Here is a 13,761-nt window from a genome sequence, read left to right on the forward strand (position 1 = left end):
GATAATGGGAATCAAGTACTTTTATGGCAAAAAGGCTGCCGATAGCTATTTGATGAGGTATTGAGTCGTTTTTTTCATCTTTTCCACTTTTCCACCCATATGCAGCAAGCTATACCCGGTATGGTAGCTAAACTCAGTTGCCATGCCTCCACAAGTCAAGCGCTGACCCCTCCTAGGTCACGCCGAGGTTTTCGAATGCTGCCAGGCCTGGTGCTTGGTTTATTGAGTCTGGGATTTTCTGCCAAAAGCCAGGCTCAGAGTACCGTGCTGGAGCAGTGGCCGCTATTGGCCGATAATGTCGCCACGGTGGCAGTTACCGGTATAACGCCGACTACCCCTACGTTTACGAGCCTCGTTCTATCGGATAATTCGGCAGCCTCTGGCACTATTCCGGGCTATTCGGCAGCTCGTGGGCAGGCGTTCGCACCATTGAGTACGGGTGGCGGCTGGAGCAGCACGGGCACGCCTCCGGGCCCTGGCACCAACCCCTCGCGCTCATTTTATGAAGAGTTTACGGTGCTTGCAGCCTCTGGCTACTCGCTACGCGTCGATTCGTTGATTCTTACTTCGGCTATCAACAACTCCGCAGCGGGGCACCTGGGAGTTTCTTACTCAACTGACGGCTTTACCACTATCAACGAGGTAAGCGGAGGCAATTTTACTGCTTCCGGAGTAACGCAGCCGACGGGTACAACCGGCGGCTTTCCGAATCCGGTGACTTTGCCCAATCAGACTGCCGGCCCGACAGTGAATGCGAATACCTTCCGCCTGGCGCTCAATGGCGCCACGGGCGTTACCGTAGCCAGCGGCAAAACCCTGAGCATCCGTTTATATTACGGGGTAGGCTCTTCGGGTACTCCGCGCCAGGCGCAGCTTAAGTCGGTATCGGCTAAGGGAGCCAGCACAGTAGCCTGCAATGCCGCCTTCGCATACGCTAGCAGCTCCTTCTGCCAGAGCGGAGCCAACCCTACGCCCACCATCACGGGCACGACGGGCGGCACCTTCTCTTCGACCAGCGGCCTGACAATTGACCCCGCAACGGGCACAATTAACCTGACTGGCAGCACGGCCGGCACCTACACCGTTACCTACACGGCCAGCAGTACCTGCAGCAGTACCCAGACTATTACCATCACGTCGGGCTCATCGGCCAGCTTTAGCTACGGAGCCAGCAGCTACTGCACCAGCAGCACCGCTACTGCCCGGCAATGCTGGCAACCGGCGCCAGTGCAGGTACTTTTTCGGCTACGCCCACCGGCCTCACCCTGGACCCCGCTACCGGTACTATTACGCCGAGCAACTCGGCCGCCGGCACGTATACCGTAACCAATACCGTGGCCGCCAGCGGCAGCTGCTCGGCGGCTACCGCTACCACCACTGTTACCATTACGGCTCCGCCGAAAGCTAATATTGGCTACGGAGCTACCAGCTACTGCACTACCACTGCCGGCACCGTACCCCTGGGTATTGGCACGGGCAGCACGCGCGGCACTATTACAGTAAACCCGGCTACGGGCCTCACGATTGACGCGTCGGGTACGATTACGCCCTCCACTTCGATGCCTGGCACCTACTTCATCACGAATACGGTGGCCGCCAGCGGGGGCTGCGCGGCAGTAACTGGTGGCACCACGGTAACTATCGCGGCTCCGGCTACGGCAGCCTTCTCGTATCCGGCCGCCCCAAACTGCACCAGCACGAGCGGCACGGTTAGTCCCACTCTGGCTACGGGGCCACAGCGGGCACGTTTACTTCGACAGCCGGTCTGACGCTGAACGCCACTACCGGCGTAGTTACCCCTTCCACCTCGACTGCTGGTACTTATACGGTGACCAACACGGTGGCGGCTTCAGGCGGCTGCGCGGCGGTGTCGAGCACGGCTACTATCACGATTTCGGCCCCGACCACGGCCACCTTCAGCTACGCAGGCTCACCCTTCTGCCAGAGCGCGACCAATCCGGTGCCCACCATCACGGGGACGATGGGCGGGGTGTTCACCTCGACTACGGGCCTGAGCCTTGACGCGACGACGGGCACGATTAACCTGGCTGCCAGCTCGGCCGGCACGTACACGGTGACGTACACCGTGAGCGGCGCCTGCGGCAGCAGCAGCACCCAGACCGTCACCATCACCGCTCCTGCCACGGCTGCCTTCAGCTACCCAACTACTGCTGTATGCGCCGGAACTACGGGTATGGTGCTGCCTACCCTGGCAATGGGTGCCACGGCTGGCACCTTTACTTCCGGCACCGGGCTGAGCCTGAATGCTACTACGGGTGCAGTAGATGTATCCGGCAGCGTAGCCGGTACTTATACCGTAACCAATACGGTGGCTGCCTCGGGCGGCTGCGCGGCGGTAACGGCCACAGCTACCATCATAATTTCGGCTCCGACTACTGCGACGTTCAGCTACAGCGGCTCGCCCTTCTGCCAGAGCGGAGCTAATCCCGCCCCGACCATTACCGGTACTACCGGTGGGGCATTCAGCTCAACCGCCGGGTTGTCGATTGATGCGATGACCGGGGCCATTAACCTGGCTGCCAGCACCGCTGGTACATACACGGTGACGTATACGGTAGCGGGTGCCTGCGGTAGCAGCTCTACCCAAACGGTGACCATTACGGCTCCTGCCACGGCCGGCTTTAGCTATCCGAGCGCCGCTGTCTGCGCTGGTAGTACCACTACCATTGCTCCTGTACTGGCTACGGGGGCCACAGCGGGCACGTTTACTTCGACAGCCGGTCTGACGCTGAACGCCACTACCGGCGTAGTTACCCCTTCCACCTCGACTGCTGGTACTTATACGGTGACCAACACGGTGGCGGCTTCAGGCGGCTGCGCGGCGGTGTCGAGCACGGCTACTATCACGATTTCGGCCCCGACCACGGCCACCTTCAGCTACGCAGGCTCACCCTTCTGCCAGAGCGCGACCAATCCGGTGCCCACCATCACGGGGACGATGGGCGGGGTGTTCACCTCGACTACGGGCCTGAGCCTTGACGCGACGACGGGCACGATTAACCTGGCTGCCAGCTCGGCCGGCACGTACACGGTGACGTACACCGTGAGCGGCGCCTGCGGCAGCAGCAGCACCCAGACCGTCACCATCACCGCTCCTGCCACGGCTGCCTTCAGCTATGCCACACCGGGCACTGGCGCGGCTTGCGCTGGCAGCACAGGCACCTTTGCACCTACGCTGGCAGCAGGTGCCACGGCCGGTACTTTCTCCTCAACGACAGGCCTGGCTCTTAACGCGACTACCGGCGTCATCAGCCTGGCCGGCTCGACGGCCGGCACTTACACCATCACCAACACGGTAGCTGCCTCGGGCGGGTGCGCCGCGGTAACGAGCACGAGCACGTTTACTATCAACGCCGTACCGACTACGCCGACGCTGACGGTAACGGGCACGCCAAGCACAGGCCTGGTGCTGACATCGTCTTCGGCCACGGGCAACCAGTTCTACCTCAACGGGACGGCCATTGCCGGGGCCACGGGCCAGACGTATGTGGTAAACTCGGGCACGCGCAACGGCTCCTACACGGTGGTCGTGACGGGGGCGGGCGGCTGCGCCTCGGCCAGCTCGGCCGCTGTCAGCGTTACGGTCACGGCCTCGGCTGCGGCCCAGAGCGCGGCCACTTCCCTCGCCGTGTATCCGAACCCGACGCCTAATGGCCAGCTCACGCTCGAGCTGAGCGGCTACCGCGAAGCGGTGCAGCTGACTATCAGCAATGCCCTGGGGCAGCGCGTGTACGAAGCCAGCGTGGCAGCATCGGCGGCTCATCAGCAGGCTATTGACCTTTCGGCCCTGCCCAGTGGTATATATATGCTGCAAGCTCGTACCGCCAGCGGTGGGGTAGAGCTACGCCGCATCGTGCGCGAATAGCCCACACCAGCTGCGCGAGCTAAGGCCCTAGCCCAGGCTCCTGACTTAAAGCGCCAAAAAAGCGCCTGCCGTTCTGCGGCAGGCGCTTTTTGCGTTTCGCGTGTTTCCGGAAGATTTTCAAGAGATTTGCAGTCGATGTCCCTCTTTCTTACCTACCTTAAATTAGGTTTTTTGCATATTTGCAGCTGGCAGGCCACCGACCATCTCACGTTTTTGCTGGCGCTGTGCGCGCCCTATGTGCTGGCCGACTGGCGGCGCGTGCTGGCGCTGGTAACGAGTTTCACAATAGGCCACTCCATCACGCTGGCGCTGGCCACGCTGGGCGTGGTAGGCGTAAATGGTCCGCTGGTCGAAGCCCTGATTCCGGTTACCATTATGCTCACGGCGCTGGTCGATATGTACCGCGCCGGCCCGGTGCTGCCGCGGCGGCCAGCCCGGCCCGAGCCGGTGCTGCTCACCGCGCCCAATGCGCTGGCAATTGCTTTTGGGCTTATTCACGGTCTGGGCTTTTCCAACTACCTGCGGGCGCTGCTGGGAGCGCAAAGCCGTCCCATTACCGAGCTGCTATCCTTTAACCTGGGCGTCGAGCTGGGTCAGCTGCTGGTAGTGAGTGGTATTTTGCTGCTGGGCTTTGTGGCGCTGCGCGTGTTTCGGATAGCCCGCCGCGACTGGGTGCTGGTAACAAGCGGTGCCGCGCTCGGAGTGGCTACGCTGCTGCTGTTGCAATTAGGAACTAGATAATAAATAATATATTTAAATACTATTAATTACCTCATTACTAATTATCCTTCATCAATCACCGCAACCCTCGCTGTATATTCGCCGACTTTAGCCACCGACTTCTTTTTACTACTTCTTCTATGCGTATTTCGCTACTGGCCGCCGGGCTGGGGCTGTTGCTGGCACCGGCGCTCGGCCGGGCCCAGACGACTAACTCCGGCACTGATAAATTTGCCCAGCTCGGTACCGAGCTGCCCACCCCCAACGAGTACCGCACCGCCAGCGGCGCGCCCGGCCCCAAGTACTGGCAGCAGCGCGCCGACTATAACATCAAAGTGAGCCTCGACGACCAGAAGCAGGCTATCACCGGCTCGGAGACCATTACCTACACCAACCTCTCGCCCGATGTGCTGAGCTACCTCTGGGTGCAGCTCGACCAGAATATTCTGGCCAAAAACTCCATCACGGCGGCCACCAACGTGGGGCAGGTGACGGGCGGCCGGCTCTCGTTTCAGGAGCTTGACAACCAGCTGGCAGTGGCCGAGTTTGATGGCGGCTACAAAATCGCGGCCGTGACCACGGCCGGCGGCCAGCCGCTGAAATACACCATCAACCACACCATGATGCGCATCGACCTGCCCACCGCGCTGCGGCCGGGCCAGGCGGTTTCGTTTGGAGTGAAGTGGAGCTACAACGTCAGCGACCAGCTGAAAATCAACGAGCGCAGCGGCTACGAATACTTCCCGGAGGACAAGAACTACCTCTACGAGATTGCGCAGTTTTACCCCCGCATGGCCGTGTATTCCGACGCCACAGGCTGGCAGAACAAGCAGTTTCTGGGCAACGGAGAGTTTACACTGCCCTTCGGCGACTACCACGTCAGCATCACGGCGCCCGCCGACCACATCGTGGGTGCTACCGGCACGCTCCAGAACCCCGACCAGGTACTGACGGCCGCGCAGCGCCAGCGCCTGACCCAGGCCCGCACCGCCAAAAAGCCGGTGCTCATCGTGACGCAGGCCGAGGCCACCCAGGCCGAAGGCAAGCGGGCCAGCGGCACCAAAACCTGGACCTTCGCCGCCAAAAACGTGCGCGACTTTGCCTGGGCCAGCTCGCGCAAGTTTATCTGGGATGCCATGGGCATCAGCCAGAATGGCAAGCCGGTGCTCTGCATGAGCTACTATCCTAAGGAGGGCAACCCGCTCTGGGGGCAGTACTCGACCGAGGTGGTGGCGCACACCATCAAGACTTATTCAAAATTCACTACCCCTTACCAGTACCCGGTGGCCATCTCGGTGCACGGGCCAGTGGGCGGCATGGAGTACCCGATGATTTGCTTTAACGGCGGCCGGCCCGAGCGCGACGGCACCTACTCGGCCGACCGGAAGTATGGGATGATTTCGGTAATTATTCACGAGGTGGGCCACAACTTCTTCCCGATGATTGTGAACTCGGACGAGCGCCAGTGGACCTGGATGGACGAGGGCCTCAATACCTTCTGCCAGTACCTCACCGAGCAGGAGTGGGAGCGCAACTACCCCAGCCGCCGCGGCGAGCCCAAGAACATCGTGGACTACATGCGCACCGATAAGAGCCTGCAAACCCCGATTATGACCAACTCGGAGTCGGTGCTGCAATTTGGCAACAACGCCTACGGCAAGCCCGCCACGGCCCTCAACATCCTGCGCGAGACGGTGATGGGCCGCGAGTTGTTCGACTACGCGTTCAAGACCTACGCCACTCGCTGGGCCTACAAGCACCCGCAGCCGGCCGATTTCTTCCGCACCATGGAAGATGCCTCGGCGGTAGACCTTGACTGGTTCTGGCGCGGCTGGTTTTACGGCACCGACCGCTGCGATATCTCGCTCGACGGCGTGAAGTACTACCGACCCAACACCAAAAACCCGCTGGTGGAAAACACCCGGCTGCAAAACGAGCGCACCGCCCAGGCGGCCAGCCTCTCGGCCCAGCGCAACGCGACCGACCTCAAAACCACGGCCGTTGATGACAAGCCCGAGCTGAAGGACTTTTACAACAGCTACGACCCGCTCGCGGTGAGCGAGAGCGATAAGCAGCGCTACAACCAGTACCTGAGCAGCCTTACCCCCGAGCAGCAGCAGCGCCTCAACGGCAACCTGAACCTATACGAACTGAGCCTGCGCAACGTGGGCGGCCTGGTAATGCCCGTGGTGCTGCAAATGACCTACGACGACGGCACCCAGGAAACCCAGACCATCCCGGCCGAAATCTGGCGCAAGAACAACGAGCAGGTCACCAAGCTCATCGTGTCGCAAAAGAATATCGTGTCGTTTGTTATCGACCCCTTGCAGCAAACTGCCGATACCGACCTGAGCAACAACGCCTACCCGCGCCAGGCTGCGCCCTCGCGCTTTGAGATGTTCCAGGCCGGGCAGTTTGGCAACAACACCCAGTTTAAAAACCCCATGCAGGTGGCCAAAGAGCCGCAGATTGAGAAGCGCGAGAACAAGCCGAACCCGCAGTAGGGAAGCGGTTGTTTCAGTCTACAAAAAAGCGCCTGCCGGTACCGGCAGGCGCTTTTGGTTTTCAGTCATAGCTCCCTGTTTTACTGGCTGGCCCTTGCCGCGATATTGCCCGGCGGTTGCCTTACTTGCGGCCGATATGAAGCCTGCCACCCTGCCTGTGCTGCCGCTGGCGGCCTTTCCGCCGCCCGAGGCCGCGCCGGCCGGCCGCCGGCCTTACTACGTGCAGCGCCTCGAAAGCCACGCGGCGCGGTTTCCGGGCGTGAGCGCGCCGCACGCGCACGACTTCTACCTGCTGCTGTATATCACGCAGGGCAGCGGCACGCACACCATCGACTTGCAGACTTACGAGCTGCGGCCGGGCGCGCTGTTCTTCCTCGCGCCAGGGCAGGTGCACGGCTGGGCGCTGAGTGCCGACGCAGCGGGCTACATCGTGTTTTTCGAGGCTGCATTCTACCACCGCTACTACCCGGCTGGTCGCCTGCACAGCTACCCGTTTTTCGACCCCGGCCACTTGCCGGTGTGCTACCTGCTGGTCGGTAATAATAGGCTATTATCTATATTTGAGCAGCTGTGGCAGGAAGTCAGTACAACGCCTACCGATGAGGTGGTGGCTGCCTACCTGTTTCTGGCGCTGGAGCTGGCGGCCCGCGCCTACCCGGCCGCGCCCGCGCCGGCTGCCGCGCTGGGCCGGCAGCAGGTGCGCGAGTTCAGCCGGCTGCTCAACCAGCACTTTCGCCGCGAAAAAACCGTGGCCTTCTACGCCGGGCAGCTGAGCGTGACGCCCAATCACCTCACGGCCATCTGCCGGCGCGTGGTAGGGCATCCGGCGCGCGAGCTCATCCTGGCCCGCGTGATGGCCGAGGCCCGGCGCCTGCTTCATCACTCTGCCGATTCGGTGGCGCAGCTGGCCGCCGCGCTGGGCTACGACGACGCCTCGTACTTCAGCCGGGCCTTCAAAAAACACGTAGGCGTAACTCCCGAGGCCTTTCGGCGGCAGCGTTGATTTGTGCGGTGTTTGCCCGCGCGCGGCCCTGTTGGCGGGTAACGGGGGCCGGTACCTTTGCCGGGTCATCTTTTTGCTTCCTGCTGGCTATGTCTGCTGCTATTGCTCCCATCGAATCTTCCGCGCTGGCCTTGCTGGCGCTGCGCTGCCCGCGCTGCCACCAGGGCAAGCTATTCTCGTATTCGGCCTTGAATCTTACTAAGTTTACCGCAATGCCGGCCGAGTGCCCCGTGTGCGGGCAGACGTTTGAGCCTGAGCCAGGATTTTATTTCGGGGCCATGTACATCAGCTTTGGCTTTGCGGTCGGCACGTTTGCCGTCGTGGGCCTGCTGCTCAATTTCCTGGCCGGCGACCCGCCACTATGGGTGTACATCGCGGCCGTGGCCGCCATCACGCTGATATCGACGCCGCTGGTGTTCCGCTACTCGCGGGCGCTGATGCTGTACCTGTTTGGCGGCACGCGCTACGACCCCAAAAGGGCCGCCCGGCATCAGCACTAGTAAACTGCCTGAAATCACAAAAAAAGGACCGCTGCTGAAGTAGCGGTCCTTTTTTGTGGTTTTATCTTTGTTCGGGCACTAGCAACATTGCTAGCAACTTAAGTATCAGCTACGTTTGAGCTTATAAAAGCGGCCGGCTGATTGCACGCCGAAGGGCGTTGCGCCAGCCCGGCACTCCTGAACAGGCCGGGCGTTTCCTGCGTACTACATAAGAGCCTAACCACGCGCTGTCCGTATGCATTCCGACGACCACTCTCCCGACGCGGCCAACCCCACGCCGCCTGGCCCTTCGCGCCGCTCCTTCCTCAAGCAAACCGGTGGTTTGCTGGGTGTGGCGCTGGCTCCGCCTATCGCCAGTCAGGCCGAAGTTCTGGCTGAAAAGCTGGCCCCGCCAGCCCCGTTATCTCGGGCGCTACCAACGTTAGCCTGTCCATCAACGGCCAGGCCAAGAACCTGCGCCTCGAGCCGCGCACCACGCTGCTCGACGCCCTGCGCGAGCATCTCGACCTCACGGGCACCAAGAAGGGCTGCGACCACGGGCAGTGCGGCGCCTGCACCGTGCACGTCGATGGCCGCCGCGTCAACTCGTGCCTCACGCTGGCCGTGATGGCCCAGGGCAAGCAGGTTACTACCATCGAGGGCCTGGCGAAAGGGGAGGAGCTGCATCCCATGCAGGAGGCTTTCCTTAAGCACGACGGCTTCCAGTGCGGCTACTGCACGCCGGGCCAGATTATGTCGGGCGTAGCCTGCGTGAAAGAAGGCCACGCCGGTACTGATGACCAGGCCCGTGAGTGGATGAGTGGCAACCTCTGCCGCTGCGGCGCTTACCCCAACATTCTGGCCGCTGTGCGCGAAGTGGCTGGCCACAGCTAGTAGCGCGGACTTTGTAGTTCGGGTTCATCTCTATCGCTTCAAACGCGGACTACAACGTCCGCGCTACCATTATGAACAATTTTGCCTACACGCAGGCCAGCACCACAAAGGAGGCCGCCACGGCCAGGGAAGCCGATAAGCAGGCTGCTTTTATTGGGGGTGGCACTACGCTGCTCGACATTATGAAGTCGAATATCGAGCAGCACTCCCTGCTGATTGATATTAACAAGCTGCCGTTATTGGGTATCGAGAACGGCGCGTCCGGCCTGCGCATCGGGGCGCTGGAGCGCATGAGCGACGTGGGCGAGCACCCGCTGGTGGTGCAGAACTACCCCGTTATTTCGCAGGCGCTGCTGGCTTCGGCCTCGCCGCAGCTGCGCAATATGGCCAGCATGGGCGGCAACCTCTTGCAGAAAACGCGTTGCGGCTATTACCGCGACGTGGCTTTCCCGTGCAATAAGCGGGTGCCCGGCTCGGGCTGCCCCGCCCAAACCGGCGACAACCGCACGCTGGCCATTCTGGGTGGCTCGCCGAGTTGCATCGCTACCCACCCCTCCGACCTAGCCGTGGCGCTGGTGGCGCTCGAAGCCAGGCTCACGCTGGAAAGTGCTAAGGGCACGACCCGCACGGTGCCGCTGGCCGACTTCTACAAGCTGCCCGGCTCGACTCCGCATATTGAAAACCATCTGGCGCCCGGCGAACTGATTACCGCCATTACCGTACCGGCCGCCGCGCACGCCCGCAAGTCGCACTACCTCAAGGTGCGCGACCGCGCCTCGTATGCCTACGCGCTGGTATCGGCCGCCGTGGGGCTCGACGTGCAGGGCGGCGCCATCCACTCGGCGCGGGTGGCGCTGGGCGGGGTGGGCACCGTGCCCTGGCGCGTGCCGGCCGTGGAGAAAGCGCTGGTGGGCAAGGCTCCAACGGAAGACAACTTTCGCGCCGCCGCCGCGCTGGCCGTGCGCGACGCGTCGCCGCGTGAGCACAACAAATTCAAAGTCGAGCTGGCCCAGCGCACGCTGGTGCGGGCCCTGCTGGAGGTAACAGCGTAGGGTGCCGGCTTGCTCCTGCCCGGCGGCCGGGCCATTCTTATCATCCTAATTGTCGTTCATTCGACGGGCGGGGCAACCCCGCATCCTACTTATATGTCTGCTGAACCCCAATTTTTTGACCAGCCGGGCGGCTTCGTAGGCCAGCCGCTGGTTCGCGTGGAGGGCCGCGAGAAAGTAACCGGCCGGGCCAAGTATTCGGCCGAGTTTCCGCTGCCGGGCCTTACCTACGGCGTACTGGCCACCAGTACCGTAGCGAAGGGCAAAATTCAACGTATCGACACATCGGCCGCCGCTCGTGAGCCGGGCGTTATTGCCGTGCTCACCCACCAGAACCTGCCCAAGCTGGCTAAAACGCCCAACGATGCGGCCGGCAAAAAGGACATTGGAGCCCGATGGGTTTTCTGCCCCTTACCGGCGATGAGATTTTCTACGCCGCGCAGCCAGTGGCGCTTGTGGTGGCCGACACCCTCGACCATGCGCTGCACGCCGCCACGCTCGTGCAAGTGACGTATCAGCAAACCGGCGCTCCCATCGCCAGCTTCCTCGACCCCAAAGCCGAGCTGTTTGACCCCAAAAGGTGCAGGACGGCAAGCAGGATGGCCACACCCGCCGCGGCGATGCGCAGGGTGCCTTCAAGAGCGCGCCCATTCAGCTAACGGCGACTTATAACCACCCGGTCTATAACCACAACCCGATGGAGCCGGGCTCGACTACCGCGCACTGGGAGGCGCCCGACCGCCTCGTGGTGTACGAATCGACGCAGGGCGTCACGCGCACGCAGTCGGCGCTGACGGCCATGCTGGGCATTCCGCGCGAGCAGATTCGGGTGATTACCAAGTACCTGGGCGGTGGCTTTGGCTGCAAGGGCTCGTGCTGGCCGCACACCGTGCTTACGGTGCAGGCCGCCAAAGCGGTGGGCCGCCCCGTGAAGCTGATGCTCACCCGCAAGCAGATGTTTACGAGCATGGGCCACCGCGAAGACCAGACCCAGACCGTGCAGCTCGGCGCAACGGCCGACGGCAGGATTACGTCGATAGTTCATACCAAAACGTCGACCACTTCGCCCTGGGACAACTATGCCGAGTCGAACTCGAAGATATTGGATATGCTCTATGCGACGCCCAACTTTGAGGCGACGTACCAGCTGGCGCGGGCCAACGTCATGACTTCCACGTTTATGCGGGCTCCCGGCGAGGCGCCGGGCTCGTTTGCCATTGAGTGCTCGATGGATGACCTGGCCTATAAAATCGGTGTCGACCCCATCGAAATCCGACTGCGTAACCACGCCGACCACGACTACAGCACCGGCCACCCTGGAGCAGTAAAAGCCTGAAGCAGTGCTACGCCCGCGGGGCCGAGCTGTTTGGCTGGAGCAAGCGCAACCCCCAGCCGGGCGCCACCCGCGACGGCCGCTACCTTGTGGGCATGGGCATGGCTTCGGCCAGCTATCCGGTGCACAACTCGCAGGGCACCGCCCGCGCCCGTCTGTATGCCGACGGCCACGCCGTGGTGCAGTCGGGCGCAACCGACCTCGGCACCGGCACCTACACGGTAATGACCCAGGTGGCCGCCGACGCGCTGGGTTTGCCGATGGAGAAAATCCGCTTCGAGCTGGGCGATACCAACCTGCCTACCGCACCCAACTCGGGCGGCTCGGTGGCCGCCGGCACGGTCTCGTCGTCGGTTTATATGGCCGCGCAGGACGTGTGGCAGAAGCTAATTAAAGTGGCGGTGGTCGATAAAAAATCGCCGCTTTTTAAAGCCAAGCCCGAAGAGGTGACGGTCGAAAAGGGGCGCCTCTTCCTGAAAAAAGATGCCAGCAAAGGCGAAAGCTTTGCCGACCTCATGAAGCGGGCCGAAATGACCGATATCGAAGGCATGGGCCAGGGTAAGTACGGTTCGGGCTACGAAACCGGGCAGTCGGGCAGCCCGGCCGGACCCGGCAACAACACCGACTCGGCTGGCATACACGCCATGCATTCGTTCGGGGCGCACTTCTGTGAGGTGCGGGTCGATATGGACCTGGGCACCGTGCGCGTGTCGAAGTGGGTGAGCGTGATGGGCGCGGGCCGCATTCTGAACGCTCAAACTGCCCGCAGCCAGATTATCGGCGGTGCCATCTTCGGCATCGGCTCGGCTTTGATGGAAGAAACCATCCGCGACCAGCATTTTTCGCGCTATACCAATGCCGACCTGGCTACGTACCACGTGCCGGTCAACGCCGATATTCCGGATATGACCGTTGAGTTTGTGGAGGAGCACGACCCGTTTATCAATGCGATGGGGGTGAAGGGTATCGGCGAGATTGCGATGGTGGGCGTAGCTGCGGCCGTGGCCAATGCCGTGTACCACGCCACCGGCAAGCGCCTGCGCGACCTGCCCCTGACGCCGGACAAGGTGCTGATGGGCGGAATAAACAGCTAATTCCTACTAAAGGCATTCCAATAAGAACGTCATGCGGAGCGTGTCGAAGCATCTCTGCCGCGCCGCTAGGGTCGTTCGGCAGAGATGCTTCGACACGCTCCGCATGACGTTCCTTTGGGTTAATCAATAAACAACCACGCAATACCACACACCTCATGCACAACGACCCCCTTGCCACCGTGGGCCTGCTGCTGCTGGCGGCCGGCTCGTCGTCGCGCCTGGCGCGCCCCAAGCAGCTGCTGCCCTACCAGGGCAAAACCCTGCTGCGCCACGCCGCCGAGGTGGCCGTGGCCTCGCCCTGCCGCCCGCTGGTGCTCGTAACCGGGGCGCTTCACGATGGGCTGCTGCCCGAAATCGCCGGCCTGCCCTTCCACGTAGTGCGCAACGATAATTGGGCCGATGGCATGGGCGGCAGCATCGCCGCCGGTCTCGCCGAGCTCGAAACGGCCGCTGAAGGCCCCAAAGCAGATGCCGTGGTGGTCATTCTTTGCGACCAGCCGCTACTCACCCCCGAGGTTATCGGCGAGCTGATTGTACAGTTTCAGGCCACCCGGCAGCCGGTCGTGGCGTCGGCCTACGCGGGCATCCAGGGCGTACCGGCACTGTTTGGCCGCGCTATTTTTCCGCAGCTGCTGGCGCTGCGCGGGGCCAGCGGGGCGCGCGAGCTGTTGCAGCAGTACGCCCACCTGCCCAGCGTAGCCTTCCCCGGCGGCGCCACCGACGTGGATACCGAGGCGCAGTACGCGGCGCTGGCGCCGTAGATTACCGCCGTGTTATGCCGCGTTGTGGATGTCCGAAA

At 62.3% G+C, this 13,761-nt stretch carries 14 protein-coding genes and 1 pseudogene; all 15 read left to right on the forward strand.

What is annotated here, in order from left to right; genetic code table 11:
- Positions 1-222: 222 nt before the first annotated feature.
- The 15 genes and pseudogenes from GKZ67_RS02655 to GKZ67_RS02705 all read left to right on the forward strand — a co-directional run bounded on the left by GKZ67_RS02655 (position 223) and on the right by GKZ67_RS02705 (position 13,723).
- Entirely contained in the window at positions 223-1,326 is a 1,104-nt protein-coding gene (locus GKZ67_RS02655; protein ID WP_173241027.1) for a hypothetical protein, read from the forward strand.
- Entirely contained in the window at positions 1,209-1,769 is a 561-nt protein-coding gene (locus tag GKZ67_RS02660) for a putative Ig domain-containing protein (RefSeq protein WP_173241028.1), read from the forward strand. Before GKZ67_RS02655 ends, GKZ67_RS02660 begins: the two co-directional genes overlap by 118 nt.
- 59 nt (positions 1,770-1,828) lie before the next feature.
- The gene (locus GKZ67_RS02665; protein WP_173241029.1) at positions 1,829-3,886 is read left to right on the forward strand and encodes a T9SS type A sorting domain-containing protein; all 2,058 of its coding nucleotides are present in this window, start codon (positions 1,829-1,831) and stop codon (positions 3,884-3,886) included.
- Between the two features lie 135 nt (positions 3,887-4,021).
- Positions 4,022-4,627 (forward strand): HupE/UreJ family protein, encoded by a 606-nt coding sequence (locus tag GKZ67_RS02670; protein ID WP_173241030.1) that lies wholly within the window; start codon positions 4,022-4,024, stop codon positions 4,625-4,627.
- A gap of 119 nt (positions 4,628-4,746) precedes the next feature.
- Positions 4,747-7,110 (forward strand): M1 family metallopeptidase, encoded by a 2,364-nt coding sequence (locus tag GKZ67_RS02675; RefSeq protein ID WP_173241031.1) that lies wholly within the window; start codon positions 4,747-4,749, stop codon positions 7,108-7,110.
- A gap of 136 nt (positions 7,111-7,246) precedes the next feature.
- Positions 7,247-8,113 (forward strand): AraC family transcriptional regulator, encoded by an 867-nt coding sequence (locus tag GKZ67_RS02680; RefSeq protein ID WP_173241032.1) that lies wholly within the window; start codon positions 7,247-7,249, stop codon positions 8,111-8,113.
- 89 nt (positions 8,114-8,202) lie between these two features.
- Entirely contained in the window at positions 8,203-8,613 is a 411-nt protein-coding gene (locus GKZ67_RS02685; RefSeq protein WP_254245024.1) for a DUF983 domain-containing protein, read from the forward strand.
- 489 nt (positions 8,614-9,102) lie between these two features.
- Positions 9,103-9,150: pseudogene (locus GKZ67_RS24935) on the forward strand (hypothetical protein); the annotation flags it as partial.
- Between the two features lie 21 nt (positions 9,151-9,171).
- Positions 9,172-9,486: a (2Fe-2S)-binding protein gene (locus tag GKZ67_RS24285; RefSeq protein WP_317172218.1), complete on the forward strand. Its 315-nt coding sequence runs from the start codon at positions 9,172-9,174 to the stop codon at positions 9,484-9,486.
- A gap of 71 nt (positions 9,487-9,557) precedes the next feature.
- Positions 9,558-10,538, forward strand: a complete 981-nt coding sequence (locus GKZ67_RS02695; protein WP_173241033.1) for an FAD binding domain-containing protein — start codon at positions 9,558-9,560, stop codon at positions 10,536-10,538.
- Positions 10,539-10,631: 93 nt separating this feature from the next.
- Complete coding sequence (locus GKZ67_RS22375; RefSeq protein WP_217278672.1) at positions 10,632-11,045, forward strand: hypothetical protein; 414 nt, start codon at positions 10,632-10,634, stop codon at positions 11,043-11,045.
- Complete coding sequence (locus GKZ67_RS22935; RefSeq protein ID WP_254245025.1) at positions 10,931-11,194, forward strand: hypothetical protein; 264 nt, start codon at positions 10,931-10,933, stop codon at positions 11,192-11,194. Before GKZ67_RS22375 ends, GKZ67_RS22935 begins: the two co-directional genes overlap by 115 nt.
- Positions 11,116-11,871, forward strand: coding sequence for a xanthine dehydrogenase family protein molybdopterin-binding subunit (locus tag GKZ67_RS22380; RefSeq protein WP_217278673.1), 756 nt, complete (start codon positions 11,116-11,118; stop codon positions 11,869-11,871). The genes GKZ67_RS22935 and GKZ67_RS22380 overlap by 79 nt, the downstream gene beginning before the upstream one ends.
- 26 nt (positions 11,872-11,897) lie before the next feature.
- Entirely contained in the window at positions 11,898-12,962 is a 1,065-nt protein-coding gene (locus GKZ67_RS22385) for a xanthine dehydrogenase family protein molybdopterin-binding subunit (RefSeq protein WP_254245200.1), read from the forward strand.
- 155 nt (positions 12,963-13,117) lie between these two features.
- Positions 13,118-13,723 (forward strand): NTP transferase domain-containing protein, encoded by a 606-nt coding sequence (locus tag GKZ67_RS02705; protein ID WP_173241034.1) that lies wholly within the window; start codon positions 13,118-13,120, stop codon positions 13,721-13,723.
- The last annotated feature ends 38 nt before the right edge of the window (positions 13,724-13,761 follow it).

The sequence above is a fragment of the Hymenobacter sp. BRD67 genome, from assembly GCF_013256425.1.
Classification (GTDB): Bacteria; Bacteroidota; Bacteroidia; order Cytophagales; family Hymenobacteraceae; genus Hymenobacter.

Excerpts from the sequence above, each read along its gene's own strand:
- GKZ67_RS02685 (WP_254245024.1), top strand. The coding sequence starts at position 8,203 with ATGTCTGCTGCTATTGCTCCCATCGAATCTTCCGCGCTGGCCTTGCTG.
- GKZ67_RS02675 (WP_173241031.1), top strand. The coding sequence starts at position 4,747 with ATGCGTATTTCGCTACTGGCCGCCGGGCTGGGGCTGTTGCTGGCACCG.
- GKZ67_RS02705 (WP_173241034.1), top strand. The coding sequence starts at position 13,118 with ATGCACAACGACCCCCTTGCCACCGTGGGCCTGCTGCTGCTGGCGGCC.
- GKZ67_RS02660 (WP_173241028.1), top strand. The coding sequence starts at position 1,209 with ATGCTGGCAACCGGCGCCAGTGCAGGTACTTTTTCGGCTACGCCCACC.
- GKZ67_RS22935 (WP_254245025.1), top strand. The coding sequence starts at position 10,931 with ATGGGTTTTCTGCCCCTTACCGGCGATGAGATTTTCTACGCCGCGCAG.
- GKZ67_RS02680 (WP_173241032.1), top strand. The coding sequence starts at position 7,247 with ATGAAGCCTGCCACCCTGCCTGTGCTGCCGCTGGCGGCCTTTCCGCCG.
- GKZ67_RS02695 (WP_173241033.1), top strand. The coding sequence starts at position 9,558 with ATGAACAATTTTGCCTACACGCAGGCCAGCACCACAAAGGAGGCCGCC.
- GKZ67_RS02670 (WP_173241030.1), top strand. The coding sequence starts at position 4,022 with ATGTCCCTCTTTCTTACCTACCTTAAATTAGGTTTTTTGCATATTTGC.
- GKZ67_RS22375 (WP_217278672.1), top strand. The coding sequence starts at position 10,632 with ATGTCTGCTGAACCCCAATTTTTTGACCAGCCGGGCGGCTTCGTAGGC.